Annotated in this window: 12 protein-coding genes, 2 tRNA genes and 1 rRNA gene; 5 read left to right on the top strand and 10 right to left on the bottom strand. The window is 57.7% G+C overall.

Going from position 1 to position 17,085, the window contains the following annotated elements:
- The 4 genes from BO74_RS19005 to BO74_RS18990 form a co-directional block, all read right to left on the bottom strand.
- A 16S ribosomal RNA gene (locus tag BO74_RS19005) occupies window positions 1–162 on the bottom strand; the annotation flags it as partial.
- Window positions 163–324: 162 nt separating this feature from the next.
- Window positions 325–401 (bottom strand) — tRNA-Met (locus tag BO74_RS19000).
- Window positions 402–623: 222 nt separating this feature from the next.
- Window positions 624–1,379: an NAD-dependent protein deacylase gene (locus BO74_RS18995; protein ID WP_496444653.1), complete on the bottom strand. Its 756-nt coding sequence runs from the start codon at window positions 1,377–1,379 to the stop codon at window positions 624–626.
- Between the two features lie 63 nt (window positions 1,380–1,442).
- Entirely contained in the window at window positions 1,443–2,480 is a 1,038-nt protein-coding gene (locus BO74_RS18990) for an adenosine deaminase (RefSeq protein ID WP_496444651.1), read from the bottom strand.
- A 217-nt stretch (window positions 2,481–2,697) separates the two neighbouring features.
- On the opposite strand from BO74_RS18990, the gene BO74_RS18985 reads away from it, so the two are divergent.
- Together BO74_RS18985 and BO74_RS18980 are read left to right on the top strand one after the other, a co-directional pair.
- A complete protein-coding gene (locus tag BO74_RS18985) occupies window positions 2,698–4,425 on the top strand; it encodes a lytic transglycosylase (protein WP_496444649.1) in 1,728 nt (575 codons plus the stop codon).
- 158 nt (window positions 4,426–4,583) lie between these two features.
- Entirely contained in the window at window positions 4,584–4,871 is a 288-nt protein-coding gene (locus BO74_RS18980; RefSeq protein WP_496444647.1) for an antibiotic biosynthesis monooxygenase family protein, read from the top strand.
- Window positions 4,872–4,927: 56 nt separating this feature from the next.
- On the opposite strand, the gene BO74_RS18975 is transcribed toward BO74_RS18980, so the two are convergent.
- From BO74_RS18975 to BO74_RS18960, 4 genes are all read right to left on the bottom strand, one after another.
- Complete coding sequence (locus tag BO74_RS18975) at window positions 4,928–6,964, bottom strand: ABC transporter ATP-binding protein (protein WP_496444645.1); 2,037 nt, start codon at window positions 6,962–6,964, stop codon at window positions 4,928–4,930.
- Entirely contained in the window at window positions 6,961–8,388 is a 1,428-nt protein-coding gene (locus BO74_RS18970) for an ABC transporter permease (RefSeq protein ID WP_496444643.1), read from the bottom strand. Before BO74_RS18970 ends, BO74_RS18975 begins: the two co-directional genes overlap by 4 nt.
- Window positions 8,385–9,365, bottom strand: a complete 981-nt coding sequence (locus tag BO74_RS18965; protein ID WP_496444641.1) for an ABC transporter permease — start codon at window positions 9,363–9,365, stop codon at window positions 8,385–8,387. The genes BO74_RS18970 and BO74_RS18965 overlap by 4 nt, the downstream gene beginning before the upstream one ends.
- A 150-nt stretch (window positions 9,366–9,515) precedes the next feature.
- On the bottom strand, window positions 9,516–11,690 hold the full coding sequence (locus BO74_RS18960; protein WP_496444639.1) for an ABC transporter substrate-binding protein: 2,175 nt from the start codon (window positions 11,688–11,690) through the stop codon (window positions 9,516–9,518).
- Between the two features lie 150 nt (window positions 11,691–11,840).
- Here BO74_RS18960 and fabI point away from each other — a divergent pair, with 150 nt between their 5' ends.
- A complete protein-coding gene (gene fabI / locus BO74_RS18955; protein ID WP_496444637.1) occupies window positions 11,841–12,638 on the top strand; it encodes an enoyl-ACP reductase FabI in 798 nt (265 codons plus the stop codon).
- 103 nt (window positions 12,639–12,741) lie between these two features.
- Here the strand turns inward: fabI and BO74_RS18950 are convergent, their stop codons facing one another.
- Together BO74_RS18950 and BO74_RS18945 are read right to left on the bottom strand one after the other, a co-directional pair.
- The gene (locus BO74_RS18950; protein WP_496444635.1) at window positions 12,742–14,646 is read right to left on the bottom strand and encodes a SurA N-terminal domain-containing protein; all 1,905 of its coding nucleotides are present in this window, start codon (window positions 14,644–14,646) and stop codon (window positions 12,742–12,744) included.
- A gap of 74 nt (window positions 14,647–14,720) precedes the next feature.
- Window positions 14,721–14,797, bottom strand: a tRNA-Asp gene (locus BO74_RS18945).
- Window positions 14,798–15,178: 381 nt separating this feature from the next.
- Between BO74_RS18945 and BO74_RS18940 the strand changes: the two genes are divergently transcribed.
- Together BO74_RS18940 and BO74_RS18935 are read left to right on the top strand one after the other, a co-directional pair.
- Complete coding sequence (locus tag BO74_RS18940; RefSeq protein WP_496444633.1) at window positions 15,179–16,129, top strand: IS1595 family transposase; 951 nt, start codon at window positions 15,179–15,181, stop codon at window positions 16,127–16,129.
- 392 nt (window positions 16,130–16,521) lie between these two features.
- Window positions 16,522–16,908, top strand: a complete 387-nt coding sequence (locus BO74_RS18935; RefSeq protein WP_496444631.1) for a hypothetical protein — start codon at window positions 16,522–16,524, stop codon at window positions 16,906–16,908.
- Window positions 16,909–17,085 lie beyond the last annotated feature (177 nt).

Raw genomic sequence — 17,085 nt, 5'->3', positions numbered from 1 at the left:
TAACTTTCGCTACGTTATCCCCCACTTCCGGGTACGTTCCGATGCATTACTCACCCGTTCGCCACTCGCCATCAGGTGCAAGCACCCATGCTGCCGTTCGACTTGCATGTGTAAGGCATGCCGCCAGCGTTCAATCTGAGCCAGGATCAAACTCTTCAGTTCAATTCCTGTTAAAACTCTCGCTTGACGTCCTGCAGATCATTCCTGACCCACAGACTTCTTTACATCGTGCGAGCCTTCAATCTTTTCGCTATCTACTCAACGCAGATCGCAACCCGATCAAAAACCCACACCTATCAATCGTCCAGTTTTTAAAGATCAAATTGGTTGCGGGGACAGGATTTGAACCTGTGACCTTCGGGTTATGAGCCCGACGAGCTGCCAGACTGCTCCACCCCGCGACCGAAAGAAATAAATTATATACTTATTTCTTCTTTCTCGTCAACAACGCCAAATAAAAATCTTTTTGACCAGCACTTCAACGAAGCGCCCCGTGCTGCGAGGGGGCGAACTATAGCAACACACCAAACCAGTGTCAACCAATATTGATAAATATTTATGAGGACAAATCGGCTGTGTTGGCTCAAGGCAACGCAAAACTGTCCAAACTGAGGTGATCCTAATCAATTCACTGGAAAGGCCATGGTACAAACCAACGGCAACACCTCAACTGCGCGCACTCCGAGGTGGCAACCAACCTTGTCGCTTAACACCGTTCGGGCTGGATTGATTTCGACAGTCGGAACACCGGCATATGCTGCTTGCAACACAGGTTCTGCGATATAGGGGAACACCGCCGACGTTCCCACAACGAAGACCATATCGAAGCCACGCTTCATTTCGGAATACAACCTGTCAAGCGCAGCCTCAGGCAACATCTCACCAAACAGAACTACTCGGGGCCTGACGATCCCTCCGCACTCTTCACAACGGGGCGGGACATTCGGGTCGCCTGGATCAGCACTACGTCCGCAGCGCATGCAAAATCGGCGATCAAGCGACCCATGAATTTCAATGACGTCCGAACTCCCCGCTCTGATGTGCAGACTATCGATGTTCTGAGTCAGAACAACAACGTCAAGGTGTTGCTCCAGAGAGGCTATTGCGGAATGCGCTGCATTGGGTAAAACCTCATGGCAGTTGGTTTCAATCCCCGAGAGATATTTCCACGTAATCTCGGGACGGGCCTCTAAACATGCACCCGACAACGCATCTTCAATAGTCAGCCCATCATCCGTCAATTTGTCGTTATACAGCCCGCCAACGCCACGATACGTCGGGAGTCCTGAATCTGCCGAAATGCCGGCACCGGTAACAAACAACACCCGACGAGAGACTCGCAAGCCACCGGCGATCTTTTCCGCCACGGTTTTATCCATCGTCCACCTCGCAACCGATGAGATTGGATTGCAAAGCGTGGCACATCAGCGAAAGCATTGGGATTAGCCCTTCGGCCACGAACAGGCAACTCGATCCAGTTCATCAAGCCACGACAATCGCTCCTCTTCAGTGACAAACGCCGCCAAAAAGCCATTGCGCGCAATCTGCACGATTTCCTCGCGGGAGAGTGCCAAAGCCTCGGCTGTTTCGGTGAAATTCGTGTTGATATATCCGCCAAAATACGCTGGATCGTCGGAATTGATCGTCACACACACATCAGATCGCAACAATCTAGCCAGATTGTGTTCGCGCAAGTCGCGCACCACACATAACTTCAGATTTGACAGAGGACAAACGGTCAAGGGAATTCTTTCCCGCGCCAGCCGTCGCATTAACTCCAGATCCTCTTCTGCACGTACGCCGTGATCGATACGCTCCGCGTGTAGTACATCCAGAGCATCGTGAATATACGCCGGCGGCCCCTCTTCCCCTGCATGCGCAACCGTCCGCAAGCCCAGCTGGCGCGCTTGAGAGAATACACCGGCGAATTTCTCCGGCGGATTTCCCAGTTCACCGGAATCCAGCCCAACGCCGCCCCAGAGGTCAGCATAGTCGGCACGCAACGACAACGCGTCATCCAGCGTCGCGAAAGCATCCGCCTCAGAAAGGTGGCGAAGGAAGCAAAGGATCATCCGGCTGGAAAAACCGTACTCCCTGCGCGCCAGCCGCAGAGCTCCCGCAATCCCGGCAAAAACAGTCGCGATGGGGACGTCGCGCGCGGTATGCGTTTGCGGATCGAAGAAAAGCTCGGCGTGGCGTACGTTGTCCGCAATCGCCCGACGAACGTACGCCATGGTCAGGTCGTAAAAATCCTGTTCGGTCTGCAGAACGGCCGCGCCAGCATAATAGACATCGAGAAAGGATTGCAGGTCGGTGAACCGGTAGGCTGCGCTAACCTCCTCCACCGACGCATATGGAAGCTCCACTCCGTTCCGCTGCGCCAGGGAGAACATCATTTCAGGCTCAAGCGTCCCCTCGATGTGCAGGTGTAATTCGGCCTTCGGAAGGCGCCGGATAAAGTCGATCAGTAAGGGATCCATTGGGCCAAGTGTGCATGACTATAACGCCACGATTTTACTGCACTGCTACCGCGCCGATGATCGCAAAACAGTGCAGCTCATGTCGCGACCGAATTTTCCGCTAGATAGCCTCCTTGCTGCATGCGATATACTTCGCCGATTGCCTATCGCCCGGACGACCGGGAGTACTGCCTGTCGTGGCAACCCTACTGCATGGCAGACCAGTTCAGGAAAACGGATGATCACAGCACTCGGGTTCACCCTCCGTCGTATTCGCTTTCGCGGCAGCTTCGTCTGCGCATGTATCGCGCTACTACTTAGTGGTTGCGCAAGCGTCAGCGAGCCACCAAGTAGCCAGACTGCATCATCACAGACCGGTAGCCATCGCAGTTTTCGCCTCGCGGAAATCCCTGTCCAAGATGACAGCACGCTGGTGCGGATCGACGTTCCCGACCTTCCTCCTGCTGCAAAACCCATTGACCTCATCGGCATTCCGGACGACATGTTTCAGCGGATCCGCCACGGTTTTGCCATGCCCGATCTGAAAGACGAACTCGTGCTGCATCACCAGCAGTGGTACATGAATCGCCCGGATTACATGCGCCGCATGGTCGAACGGAGCAGCCGCTACCTGTATCACATCGTGGATGAACTGGAAAAGCGCGGAATGCCCATGGAGCTTGCCCTGTTACCGATGGTGGAGAGCGCCTACAACCCGATGGCCTATTCCCGTTCAAAAGCCTCAGGCCTCTGGCAATTCATCCCGGCCACCGGAAAGCGCTACAACCTCGACCAGGACTGGTGGAAGGACGAACGCCGTGACATCGTCGCATCGACCAACGCGGCGCTTGACTATCTTCAATCGATATATGAGATGCACGGGGACTGGCATCTTGCACTGGCTTCCTACAATTGGGGCGAAGGCGCAGTGGGTCGGGCGATCGGCAAGAATCGTGCACAAGGACTGCCGACGGACTACCTCAGCCTGACCATGCCACAGGAAACACGAAACTACGTCCCGAAGCTGCAAGCACTGAAGAATATTTTCAACAGTCCATCCGTCCTCGCGCAACTCGATCTGCCGAGCGTTCCAAACAGGCCTTTCTTCGCTACCGTCACGACGGAATCGCACATTGACGTCAATGTCGCGGCGAAGCTGGCAGAGATGCCGGTCCAGGAATTCGTCGCACTCAACCCGGCCCACAACCGACCTGTCATCATGCGGGAAACGCCGCTGGTCATCCCGGCGGAAAAGGTGGAAACGTTCGTCAGCAATCTGGAAGCGCACGAGGAGGACCACAAACCGTTATCGGCCTGGCAAACCTATAGTTTCCGTAGCGGAGACACGCTCGCCAGAATCGCCAAGCGTTTCGGCATGACCATCGCAAGCTTGCGGAACGCCAATGGAATCAAAGGGAAGGCGAGGTTTAAACAGGGCCAGACACTCCTTGTTGCCGGACGTGCGACTCAGAACGGAAGCTCCCCGTCATCGGCCGCCAGTGGCTCCCCCTCCGCTATCGACAGCAATGACGGGGCTGCGAAATACAGCGGGCAGACGATCACTCATACCGTTGCGAGAGGCGAATCACTCTTCGCCATAGCCCAGCGCTACGGAACAACAGTCGAGGTACTGAAGGAAGTGAACGGCCTGCCAAGTATCAAACTGGCTATCGGAACCCGGCTTCAAGTCGCAGCCACGACCCGCCCTTTGAACTTGGCCGCAACCCCAAAATCGATTTCGGCACAAGCCGAGGCGAACGTTAACGAAATAAGGAAAACCCAGCAGAAAGAGACACGAACCTCGCCGAAAATCGCTCGCTACACGGTCCGCCGCGGCGACACCCTGTATTCGATTGCCCGGCAATTCAACGTCGATACAGACGACCTATTACGCTGGAACCGCGTCTCTCCCAGAGCGCTCAGGCCGGGTACGACGCTTACCATCCAGCTTGCTCAAAACCCCTGAATATCACGAGGAACAGCCCCCCCCCCTCGAGGGTCTCCTGCCCTTGCGCCCAGCATTTCGGAAAACCGCTATCTATACTGGAAGCGGGATTCGCTTAACATCGTTGCGATGAACGTGTAATACCACCTGAACCACCAACAACAAAGGAGGTGCACATCATGGCAGTCAAGATCCTGATCAAGAGGAAGGTCAACGAACAATCCGCGGACGGCCTCGATTATCTGCTGAAGAAAATGCGGTCGCAGACCCTCACCCAAGCCGGATATATCTCAGGCGAAACCTACAAACGTTTCGACGAGGAAGGCCAGAGCATGGTGATCAGCACGTGGAAAACCGTCGATGACTGGCGACGGTGGTTCAACAGCGAAGAACGAAAGGAGATCCAGAACCAGATCGACATTCTGCTCGAAGAACCCACGGAATACGAAATATACATTCCCTGCTGATTGTCCGCATGCGCTGTTGCGCGCAACAGCGTCAGGGAACGCGCCGCGACGATCGGTCAGCGGCGCAAATGGCAACATACCGTGTGGCTGGAAGAAACCCGATGGATCTCCGGATAATCCGCAAGGCAGGCCTCGGTCCGGAAAGCACAGCGGGGATGGAAATGACAGCCTTTCGGCGGACTCGCCGGTGAAGGCATTTCCCCGCCAATCCGGACAACCTCACTAACCCCGTCGAGACGCGGAGAGGGAACCGCGGAAAGCAATGCCTGCGTGTAGGGATGCCGCGGGTTACGCAACACCTCATCGACCGCCCCGCGCTCGACAATTCGCCCGAGATACATGACCGCGACTTCATGCGCGAGATAGTCGACGACGGCGAAGTTGTGCGTGATGAACAGATACGCCAGACCGAGTCGGTCCTGCAACGACTTGAGCAAGTTAAGAATCTGCGCCTGAACCGAAACGTCGAGGGCTGAAGTCGGTTCGTCGCAGATGATCAGGTCGGGCTGAACAGCCAACGCTCTGGCGATCGCGATACGTTGTCGCTGCCCGCCGGAAAATTCGTGCGGAAAGCGGCTTACCGCATCGCCGGGCAGTCCTACTTGCTCCAATAGCGCAGCGATTGCGGCGTCGCCCGCTGCGGCGCGCCCCCCCGTCCCCAGTGCGCTCATCCCCTCGGCGATGATCTCGCCGACCGACATCCTTGGATTGAGCGAGGCGAAGGGATCCTGAAAAACCATCTGCATGCGCCGGCGCATCGGCCTTAACGCCGCGCGCGACAGGCCAGTCAACTCATGAGCACCGACACGGACACTGCCACCGGTCGGTCGAATCAATTGCAGGATCGCCTTGCCCACGGTCGTTTTTCCGCACCCCGACTCCCCCACCAAGGCCAGTGTTTTCCCGCGCTGAAGCTCAAGAGAAACGCCATCGACCGCCTTCACGTGACCGATAGTCCGCTGCAGCAGCCCCCGTTTGATCGGAAAGTGCACGCGCAGTTGATCGACCTTAAGGAGCGCATCGACGCCACTTGTTTTCGCCACGTATCCGGCGCCTGTTAACGTGGATTGTCGCTGCAGACGGTGGATGCCTGGAATACGGTTATCCGCGACCCAGTGACAGCGCACCCGATGACCATCGCCGCCGCAGTCAGTCCACGTTGGCGATTCATTCCGGCAACGTTCCCACGCGAGCGGACAGCGAGGCGCAAAACGGCAGCCTGCAGGCATGGCGCTGAGCGGCGGCACTTGCCCCGGGATAGTATCCAAAACACCACCACGCCGCGACAAATCGGGCAACGCGGCAAACAGCTTTTGTGTGTAGGGGTGCTGCGGATCGGCAAAAAAAGCCTCGCGCGGCGCTTCCTCGACAATCTCGCCGGCATACATCACGCCGATGCGGTGCGCCATTTGGGCGACGACTCCGAGGTCATGCGTAATCAGCAACATGGCCATGCCGCGCTCGGCTTGCAGTCGGCGGAGCAAATCAAGAATCTGTGCCTGAATCGTCACATCCAGCGCCGTCGTCGGTTCGTCGGCGATCAACAGGCGAGGATTTCCTGCCAGCGCGATGGCGATCATCACGCGCTGCTTCATGCCACCGGAAAGCTGAAACGGATACTCCGACAGACGCCGTTCCGCATCGGCAATCCCCACCGCCGTCAGCAATTCCTGCGCGCGTTGCGTCGCCGCCTCGCCGGCCAGTCCAGCGTGCCGCTCCAGCACCTCTCCGATCTGGCGCCCCACGGTAAGCACTGGATTAAGGCTCGTCGCGGGCTCCTGGAAAATCATCGCCATGCCACCGCCACGCACCCTGCGCATCTCGGACTCGGGCAACTGCAATAATTCAGAGCCTTCGAAGTGCACTTCACCGCCGAGAATGCGCCCGGCCGCCGGCAGCAGGCGCAACGACGCCAGCGCCGTGGCCGATTTTCCGCACCCCGACTCGCCCAGCAGCGCAAAGGTTTCGCCGGGACGCAGATCGAAACTGACGCCATCCACGGCCACCAGCACGCGCCGCCCTTGGCCGGTTCCGCTAACGAACCCCATGCGCAGATCGCGCACCTCAAGAACCGGCTGCCGTTCCATGCTCATGAGGCCCCCGCTGTGCGTGGATCGAAGGCGTCGCGCATAGCATCTGCGAACAGATTCGCCGCGAGTACCAGCGCAAACATGAAGGCGAACGCCGCCGCCAGCGACCACCACACCATCGGCTCGCGGGCCAGTTCCATGCGTGCATTGTTGATCATCGCGCCAAAACTGATCATCGTCGGATCGACGCCGATACCAACGTAGGAAAGCACGGCCTCGGCGAGAACGAGGCTGGAAAAATCCATGACCAGGGCAATGATCACGATGTGCATCAGGTTGGGCAGGATATGGCGCAGAAGAATGCGGAAATCCGCCACGCCGAATGCCTGCGCTGCCTGGATGTATTCCAGCTCGCGCAACTTGAGCGTCTCGCCACGCAACAGACGGCAAAGCCCGGTCCAACTGGTCAGCCCGAGGATGAAGCACAGCGCCAATAGGCGCATGTCGGCACGCTCGGCGGCCGTGGCAAACCATTGCGGATGGGTATCGATGATCACCTGCATCATCAAGACGGCAGCGGCAATCAGCAGCACGCCGGGAATCGACGAGAGGGTCGTATAGAGATACTGGATCACGTCGTCGACCCAACCCCGGAAATAGCCGGCGAGGATTCCCAGCCCTATCGCCAGCGGCAGCGTCACCAGCGTCGTCACCAGACCGATCACCAGGGCAGTACGTACGCTTTTCAGAATCTGGTAGAAGACGTCCTGCCCGACCTTGTCGGTACCGAACACGTGGTAATCGACGCACAAGATCAGTATCGGCAGCAGAATCAGCAGCAACGCCCCCAAGGTGATCAGCACCGCGTTCCAGGCGAATTCCGTCTCGCCTTTCCAGATCTGTCGCCACGCTAACCTAGGAGAAACGTCGCGCCGACGCGCCAGCAAAAAGGACGCTCCGAGCGAAACGAGGCCAAGAAGGCCGAGCGCCAAAGTCCCGGCGGTCAGCACACGACGGAGCACGTCATCCGAGCGCTTGTCCTCATCATCGCCGAGGTGCGTCCCGCCGAACCTGAGGCGGGGAAAATCGCGAGCGGCATGAACACGACCATCGGCATCGATGACTTCGATGGATTCCTTTGCGTAGGCCCTCGTGGCCAACGGTGCCGAATAGGTCTTCTCGTTGCGCGTGCGCAGGGGCGAGGCAATGGCGTCGAGCAACGACAGTACCTCGACCGCGTAAACAACCGGCTGGTTGTTTACGCCGTTATCCAGGCGAGGGCGGTAATGCAGGGAATCGAGCAGTCCGATCAGAACGAATAGCGACAACACCGTCGCGGAAGCCATGCCGGGGCGGCTGTTTCCCACACGCCGCCAGGCGGCGCGTAAAGGCGCGTTTCGCCAGGACAGGATCCCAAGAACCACGCCAGCTACCGCGAGGAGCCAGATCAGCACGTCGGACCAGAGCAGGACAGGCATGAAATTCATCGGTCGAAGCGGATGCGTGGATCAACGAAAGTGTAGGAGATGTCGGTCAGGATCAATCCGACGATATACAGCACGGAGCCGATGAAGACCATCGCGCGCACCACTGCGAAGTCCTGCGCCTGGATCGCGTCGATGGTGTAGCTGCCCAGGCCCGGGATGCCGAAGAACGACTCGGTCAACAGCGAGCCCATGAACAGGAGCGGAATGACGACGACCACGCCGGTAAGGATCGGGATCATCGCGTTGCGCAGCACGTGCCTGAACAGCACGGCCATTTCCGAGAGACCCTTGGCCCGTGCCGTGCGTACGTAATCCTTCCCTATTTCCTCCAGAAAAATCGTGCGGTACCAGCGCGTCGACGAACCGATGCCGGAAACGACGCCGATCACGACCGGCAGGACAAGAAACTTCCATGCGTCCAGCCCGACGGCGTATCCCGAAATCGGCACCAGTCGCCAGAGCTTGCTGACAAGGTACTGCCCGCCGATGATGTAAAACAACCCCGAGATCGACATCATCGCCACGCACAGGACGACGCCCCAGAAATCGATGGCTGTCGCCCGGAAGAATGCCAGCAACAAGGCGAAGCTCACCGTCACGAACAGGCCCAGAACGAATGTCGGCAAGGCAATCGCCAGCGACGGCCCCATGCGCGAGCCGATTTCCCGGGTGATATCGCGCCCGTCCTCCGCCTTGCCGAAGTCGCCGACGAACATGCGTGCCGATTTGGTGAAGAAAATCGTATCGGTAACGACGCCGACGCCCGATGCTGCGTGGTTGAGGAACAACGGTTTGTCGTAGCCGCGCTCCACCTTCCATTTTTCGATCGCGTAGGCAGTCACGCGTTTGACGCCCAGTTGCATGCGTGCCATGTCGTCGGGCGTATTGACGACGAAGAACAATGCAAACGTGATCAGATTGACGCCGAGCAAAATCGGGATCGCGTAAAGCAGGCGGCGCAGGAGGTAGGCAAGCATGGCAGCAGATTATGCGCAAAGAGCCGCTTCAATGCCGGCGAATTCGCACAGTAACTCGCACGGCGCCCCATACTCAGGCATCGTATGCCTACTGCCACGGCTCGGATCAGTTGCTTCAGATATCATCTGAATCAGTATTCCAGCCATTTTTCAGCTTTCTCTCGCCGTACGAGCAGCGCTGCGCTCCCGCCGCCGATACGCCAGCACCGCCGGCACGATCAGCGAAACAAGGCCAACGCCGACAAGAATCAGCGGCCAAAGCACCGGCGCGTTCCAGTCATGCCGCCGCCGAGCTCGTTCGACAACATCGATGCGCTGATACTTCAGGATGTTGTTGGCCACATCGTTCGGCTTGCGGTTGTACAGCCAAGCATGCCCCAGCGTATAGCTCTTGGGATGGAAACCAAAGATCCAGGGAGCGTCTTCCTGCAAGATGCGATTCATGCGCCGAACGATCTGAAGACGCGCGGGACCATTGTCCATGTCCTTCATTTCGACGAACAACCGGTCAAACTCCGGGTTGGCATAGTTCGACTTGTTCTCGCCTCCCTTGGACAAAACGCCTTCGCTCCCGGCCAGGAGAAAAAAGAAGTTCTCCGGATCCGGATAGTCGGCATTCCAGCCAAGGAAGTAGATCTGGACGGCTCCGTTGCGCAACTTGTCCTGAAAGCGGTTGAAGTCCGTCGCACGCACCACGAGCTGGATGTCGAGCTTGGCGAACTGGCGTATCAGCCAGTCGAGCCGCGATTTGTCGCCCATGCCGCCACTCGTCGTATCAAGGTTGAGCACCAGCGGCTCGCCGGTCTTCGACTCACGGCCGTTCGGCCAGCCAGCCTCGGCGAGCAATTTCTTCGCCTCATCGATGGGGCGGCGTTGCGCCTTGCCGTTCTTCCACGCATACACCACCGAGTTGATCCCGGCTTCGCCCTCTTCATAGCCGAACAGCCCCGGCGGCAGCGGACTCATGGCCGGGATACCGCGCCCGTTCATGAAGATGGAAATGAATTCCTCCTGGTCGATGGCGATCGACAGCGCCTGCCGCAACTTGCGCGCCCGCTCTTCACCCACGCCATCCTTGCCGCCGACCACCGGATCGAGCATGTTGAAGCCCATGTAGAAAGTGGACGTACGGACACTGGTCAACAAGCGGATTCCGCGCTCACGCATCTCGTCCGAGAGCTGAACGTCACCACCGACGTTCAAGCGGACCGCCTGGTCGAAACTGTCCGACGAAATCCCGGAGGCATCGTAATACCCCTGCAGAAACTTGTTCCAGTAAGGGATGCTCTCCTTTTCGCGGGAGAATATGGCCTTCTCGATCAGCGGCAGCGCCTTCCCGCAATTCTCGAGCAACCCTGCGGCCCGATCGTCCGCTTCGCCCTCGCACGGATACGCCTCCTTGTGGAAATTCGGGTTCCGGCTGAGAACCATGCGGCTGTTGGGATTGTTTTCGCTCAGCATGTACGGCCCGGTGCCGACGGGATACCAGTCGAGCGTCAGGTTCTTTTCCGCCATCCCGGGCTGGCTGTAGAAATGATCGGCCTCGCGCGGCACCGGGGCGAAGAAAGGCATCGCCAGCCAGTAAAGGAATTGCGGGTACCTGCCGATCAGCTTGATTCGATAGGTGTAGCGATCGATACGCTTCACCCCTTCCAGCGGGAAACGATCGAGGTCCAGCCACGTCTCCGGCCGCTCCTTCGCCGCGTCACTCAAAGCATCGCCGAGTTCCTTGAGTCCGACGATGTGCGCCGCCATCATCCCGAAGATCGGCGAATGCAATCGGGGATGTGCCAACCGCTTGATCTGGTAAATGTAATCGTCCACTGTCAGTTCACGCGTACCGACCTGCGGAAAATCAACGAGCGCATCGATGCCGCGCAAGCTGTCCATATCGAGCGCGGCATAGAGCGGCCGACCGTTCGCGTCGCTGGCGAAAGCGGGATGCGGCTGGTAGAGAATGCCGGGTTTGATGCGTATTTCATAAACACTGCTGGCGATCGCCGACGACGGCGCGTCAGCGGGAAGCAAATTCCCCTGCGCATCGAGGAATGATGGCGCGGGAACGCTTTCTGCCGTCCCCGCGATCAGCGTATAGGGGCGCTTGAGGTAGTGATACTGGAGGGGCGGTTCGTAGATCTGCGCGGTAAAGGCAGTCTCGTCTTCGGAGTAGGACTGCGCCGGATCGAGGTGCTTCGGCCGCTCGGTAAACGCCGAATAAAAAATGCTCTGCCCCCGTTCCTGCGCCGGGTACGGGTCGTTGTACTCGCGACCACAGGAAGCAAGTGTCAGCAGGACTAACAGAAAAAGCGGGCGGGTCCCAAGCATGGCGCAAAGTGTATCGCACCCGCATCGCCATTGATCGGATCAAATGACGAATCGCCCGCCGAAAACCCCGGAATATCACCTATAATCCCGAAGCCGGCCGTTTCCCGGCCAGAAATCCAATTCCATTACCATTCAGTTACGGGAGAATTCATGGGATTCCTTGCCGACAAGCGCATCCTGATTACCGGTTTGCTGTCCAAGCACTCGATTGCCTACGGGATCGCCAAGGCTTGCCACCGTGAAGGCGCAAAGCTGGCTTTCACCTACCAGAACGAACGCTTCGAAGAGCGGCTGAGCAAATTCGCCGCGGAATTCGACAGCACGTTGATTTTCGCCTGCGACGTAGCCGACGATGCGCAAATCGATAAACTGTTCGCCGACCTCGGAACGCACTGGGACGGACTCGACGGACTGGTCCACTCGATCGGTTTTGCGCCAAGAGAAGCCATCGAAGGCGATTTCCTCGACGGCATCTCGCGCGAATCCTTCCGCATCGCCCACGACGTTTCATCCTACAGCTACCCGGCTCTCGCCAAGGCGGCACGGCCGTTGCTGCTAAAGGGCAACAATCCCGCGCTGCTGGCATTGACCTACCTGGGCGCCGAACGCACCATGCCCAACTACAACACTATGGGCCTGGCCAAAGCCAGCCTCGAAGCGGCAACCCGCTACCTCGCCTTCTGCCTCGGCCCGCAGGGGATTCGCGCCAACGCGGTATCCGCCGGTCCGATCAAGACCCTGGCTGCCTCGGGAATCGGCGATTTCGGCAAGTTGCTGGCGTACAACGCGCACCACGCTCCGCTCCGTCGTAACGTAACGATTGAAGAAGTCGGAAACGCCGTTGCCTTCCTGCTCTCCGACCTTGCCAGCGGCATCACCGGGGAAATCATGTACGTCGACGGTGGTCTGAACACCACCGCACTGGGCAACACCGACCCCCTGCCATAACAAGACACAGCCTCTCGAACCCCCAATAACGAAAAGGCCAGGAACTCCTGGCCTTTTCGTTATCTGATGATCGCCAAAATCGCGATCAGAGCAACTTTGCGCATTAACGCTCGCGCGGCTCCAACAACGCCGTATTGACGTCGATCTTGTAACGCAACCGGAGTCCCGACACGTAAGCCGAAAGATCGCCTTGAGCAACGATTGTCGCGTACTCTGCCTTAAGCGCTTTCAACTGATTATCGTCAATCTTCTCCGGCTGGCTGACCTTGACGATCTTGTACAACATATAGTCGGTCCCGACCCCCACGCCGAGATACGCGGGCAGCTTGCTCACATCAGCCTTGAACAACGCCTGTACCGCAGCAGGAGGTAATTGCAGCTTGCTGGCTTGCACGCGCGACGAACTCTTCGGTGCGGACCAGCCGAGTTTGTCTTCGCCCTTGTTCAATTCGGCCAGACGCGCCTCTCCCTGACTTCTCGCCTGGCTTTGCGCCTCCTGGAGTTTGAGCAAACGCTCGACATCTGCCTTGACTGCCTCGAAGGGTCGAACCGAGGCAGGCACGTGTTCCAGAACCCGCGCAGCTACCAGCGTATTCGGTGCGACCTCGACCGCCTCGGTATTACGCTTGTACTTGACCGCATCCTCCGAGAACAACCCCCTCAGCACCTTCTCGTTACCCAACGGCCCGAGAGCCGCCAAGGCCTGCGGGTCAGCCTGTTTGGGCAACCAGTCACTCTGCTGCGCCTTGAGCTTGAATTTCTCGATGACCGGCTGCAGGCTGTCGGATTGCTCATAGACCATGTTATTGAAACTCTCCGCCGCCTCGGCAAATTTCCGCGTTGCGGCCTGACGCTTCAACTCACCCTCGATTTCGGCGCGCACGTCGTCCAACGGCCTTTGCTTCTCTGCACGAATTCCGGTCACCTTGATGATATGGAAGCCGAAATCGGACTCGACAAGCGCCGACATTTCATTTTCCTTCAGGCTGAAAACGGCGTCCTCGAACGGTTTCACCATCATGCCTCGCCCGAAGAAGCCAAGATCGCCGCCTTTCTGAGCGGATCCCGGATCCTGAGAATATTTTTTCGCGAGTTCGCCAAATTTCGCCGGAGCCTTTTTCACTTCCGACAACACTTCTTCAGCCTTCGCTTTCGCCTTCTCTTTTGACAGATCGCCGTTGGTCAGAATCAGGACATGACTGGCACGCCGCTCCTCGGGTTGCTTGTAGCGGTCCAGGTGGCTGTCGTACCACGCCTTCACCTCGGCCTCGCTGACCGTCACTTGCGGCATCAAAGTATCGAGGGAAAGCACGACGTATTCCGCCTTGACCTGCTCCTGAACTTCGAACCGCTGCTTATTCTCGTCATAAAACTTCTGTATCGCCGCAGGCTCGACTTTTACTTTCTCGAAAAAAGGCTTCGCGTCGATCTTGAACTCGCTGAACTGTCTTTCCTCGGTCTGCAAACGAAGCATCGCCTCCGCCTGAGCGGAAGAAACAAACGCCGACGCATCGACCGTTCCAACAAGTTGCTGCAGGGTCAGGTCCTGCCGAACCCGGGCTTCGAACTGCTGCTCGGACATCCCCTGGGAGCGCAGCACCGATTCGTAGCGTGACATCGAAAACTTGCCGTTTTCCTGCAGTGCCGGAATCGCGCCGATATATTGACGCAAGGCTCCGTCGCTGGTCGCCAACCGGCGCTGGCTCGCTTCGAGCAACAACAACCGCTGGTCGATCAGGCCATTCAGGATGCCCAGACGCACTTCCGGTGTATTCATCAACTCGGGACGAAACGACGCACCCAAAGACTGCCGCATCTGCTCCTGACGTTCGCGCAGCGCCTGCTCGAACTGCAACATGCTGATTTTCGTGTCCCCGACCTTGGCAAGGTCACTTCCCGCACCACCACCGCTGACATACGAGTAAATTCCGCCAACGGCAAAAGGAAGCATTATCAGCCCGAGAAATACCTGAACAACTCGTTTGTTGTTGCGTACGGCGTCAAACATGATGATTGTCCGTTAATCCAATTTGAAGTCAGTGCAATAACAAAAAAGGCGAACTCTCGTTCGCCTTCGGATGTTGGCGGAGTGGACGGGACTCGAACCCGCGACCCCCGGCGTGACAGGCCGGTATTCTAACCAACTGAACTACCACTCCATTCTTCACGACACATGAATATCCGCGTGTGTATCTGATTCGTATTGGTGCTGACGGACCCGAACCCTGAGTTGAATCCGTTGCAAACACTACACCCCAGATACCGTCATCCACCAGTCGCTGCACGACAGGATGACACGACAGTTTCTTCAAAGACGCGCATTGTATCGCAGACAACCACAATCGTCACCTATTGATCCTGCTCGAAGAACTGTTTAGCCGGAATCACGCCCATCCGGCCCTGGAAAAATGCTTTTCCGCGTTCGAGAAATTGCTCGAGCTCGCTCTTGTCCCTAGTCGTAGCGTTAAGAAATTTCTTGATTAGTAGTGAGCCTGGCGGGGAGTAAAGTGATTTCCATCGAATAGCGGGAGATCGCGGCCATGGCAAAGAACCGAATTCAATTTCAACCGGGTCTGTCGATGCCGGAATTTCTCAAGGACTACGGAACAGAGGTGCAATGCGAACTGGCTCTGGAGACGGTACGCTGGCCGGAAGGTTTTCGTTGTCCGCGCTGCGACGGTAAGGCGCACACCGTCGTACGCGACGGGGTACGCAAGGTCTTTCAGTGCGTTGCGTGTCGACACCAGGCGTCGTTGATTGTCGGGACGCTTTTCCAGGGGACCAAACTGCCGTTGACCATCTGGTTTCTGGCGATCTACCTGATCAGCCAAGCCAAGACGGGACTGTCGGCATTGGCGGTCAGGCGTCAACTGGGCGTGAGCTACCCGACCGCGTGGTTGATGCACCACAAACTGATGCAGGCCATGGCCGATCGCGAAGATCGCTATGTCCTTGAAGGCAAAGTTCAAGTCGATGACGCTTACCTCGGCGGAGAGCGCACGGGCGGCAAGGTCGGGCGTGGCTCGGAGAACAAGATTCCCTTCGTTGCGGCCGTTTCCCTGTCCGAAGATAATCGCCCGATCCGCGTCAGACTCACCCCGGTGACGGGATTCACGTTGAAGGCAACTTCCTCCTGGGCGAAGGATCATCTGGCGCCAAGCAGTACCGTGTTCTCGGATGGTCTGGCGTGCTTTGCTGCGGTCTCCGAAGCCGGATGCAGACATCTCCCAATCGTCATGGCCGGCCGCAAGCCCAAAGAGGTCCCCGAGTTTCGCTGGATCAATACCGTCCTCGGCAATCTCAAGACCAGTTTGTCCGGCTGCTACCATGCTTTCGACTTCCAGAAGTGCGCCGCGCGTTATCTCGCGGCGTTCAGTTATCGCTTCAACCGGCGCTTTGATCTGCGTACGCTCCATCAGCGATTGATCATCGCCGCCACCTCGACTCCCCCGCACCCCATGCGAGTTATTCGCGTGGCTGACGTTCATTGATAATCAGGAGAAATTTTGCCTTGGTTTGTGCCGGAGCCTTCGATTTTTTGGCGCGTTTTAGATCGGCACTCAGTCACTCTTTCGCCTGCTGACAGCATAGGCAACAGGCGTCTGTGCGGCAGATGCGTAGTTGCGGCCGCAAACGTCCGTCCAGACTCATTCCACCATGGAACTACACCTGCCTTCAGACCCATACCATGCAGGGAAGACTCAGACGTGACATTACTTCCGGCGAATGCTAGGGTTATACGTGAGAGGCTGGTTTCCCCAAGGAGGTGAAGCCATGAACAGGAAACGAGGTGGAAAGGTGTTTTCTTCGGAGTTTTCCCTGTCGGCTCGCAAAAAGGCGACTTGCCCGTTTTCTCGCCAATTAGACATAGGAGCATCACGTTATGAGCATTAAAGACGCTGTCAAAGAAAACCTTGCTTACAGCAAGGAATTGATCGAAGCCGGGATTGAGGGCGCTAAAACTGCGCGCAAAGAGGTTTTGGATACAGAGGAAACCACTGACTTGGTCGCATCGGCCGCGCAGGAATCCTGGCAGCCGGCAACGATCGGTGTTCTGGCCGGCGCCATCTGTGGCGTACTGGCAGACGACCGCAAGCCGGTGCGTGGTGTTATTGCCGGTGGATTGTTGGGTGCCGTATTGGGGTTTGCCGGTAGCTTTGCCTGGAAAACACGGCCTATCACATCCGCGATGGCCCATAAGGCCGGCAAGCGCATCACTCAGGTTCGTGACGGCCACTGGTTGAGCAAGCATCCGATCAACTACGGCTGATCCGGAAGACACCATCTATCGGCATAGGGGGCAGCCCTTATAGGCTGCGCCCCTGCCACACCACCCGGCATGCGGGTCCGCACCGGGCGGTTCGAGAAGTTGAGGTCATGAGAGACGAGGAACTCCGAGTCGATCAAAGTAGGCAATGGTCAGTACCGTTTTCAGTAGCCGATCGGC

The organism is Propionivibrio pelophilus DSM 12018 (assembly GCF_059569095.1).
Note: the sequence above shows the minus strand (reverse complement) of the source record. Positions and strands in the feature narration are given on the sequence as shown.